This window comes from Ruegeria sp. BHSA123, from assembly GCF_059613425.1.
On sequence record NZ_JBXWSL010000174.1, the window covers coordinates 1 to 1,032 of the forward strand.

General features: G+C 52.1%; 1 protein-coding gene. It reads left to right on the plus strand.

Annotated features, from left to right (window positions below):
• On the plus strand, positions 1-478 hold a 478-nt coding region (locus AC2FNC_RS20855), incomplete at its 5' end, for a hypothetical protein (RefSeq protein ID WP_496716597.1).
• Between the last annotated feature and the right edge of the window lie 554 nt (positions 479-1,032).

Here is a 1,032-nt window from a genome sequence, read left to right on the forward strand (position 1 = left end):
TGCAATTGGGCCAGACAGCCTGCCGGGTTGGCAGGCACTTCAGGCGGAAGCGTCGGGTGGCGGTTACAAGGTGCTGTGGCAAAATGCGAACGGATCATATGCCGAATGGACCACGGATGCTTCGGGACAATACCAAAGCGGTGCTATCGTTGCCAATGTTGTGGATGTCGAGGTCTTCTATGGCCACGATATTGATGGAAATGGGACCATTGGTCCTGTTCAACCAAAGCTGAGCGTTTTGTTGGCATCCGAATGGGACGAAGATGTCGACTATCTGGAATTTAGGCCCGACTTGGCAACCTACCAAGATGATGAGGATATCTATGGGTTGGTTGTTTCTTGCGAAAAAAATAACGTTGACGCACCCTTTACAACCAACTCGGACGGTGCTTGGCATGAACCTGCAATTGATGTGTTGGACGAGGATGCTAACCTGACAATTGCATCCTTGCTGGAGGAAGACAGCTTCTGGTGGTGATGTTACCCCCGGCTTTGTTGGAGATACTGAACGGGCTGCGATTACCTAGTTCGGGGCCGCAATCAAAGGTTTGTGGGCCCCTTTGCGAACTCAAGCTGAAGACGACAAGTAACTTCTTTGGATGGGTGCGGATTTGTACGTTGCGCTTCAACTTCTCGCGCCTGCAAGCCATACCGAAGCAAAACTGTTTCCGACAAGTCGTGCGTTGAAGGTACCGGTGTTACTCTCGCTGTTTGTCATGTGCAGTACCCGGCTGGGCGCGAAAAAAGTGTAAGTTCCCGATTGCAGAGATATGCGGGCGGCTTAAAGCTGAGCATTCGAGGCTGAAGAAAGTTACTCCAGTGGAGCACTTCGCACGTCGGGGCGGCCCTGACATCAAAGGGCTATCATATTACGTCGCCTCAAAGGAAACATTACGGCTGTTGGGCACTCTTCTCGCGACAGAAGTGAGCAGCCTCATCTGACTGGTCCGATTTGATTGTTAGTGCATCATCGGCCTGTGATCCATCGGGATGATGGTTTCAGGTGCTGGCGGGCGATAGCCCAGTGCACTG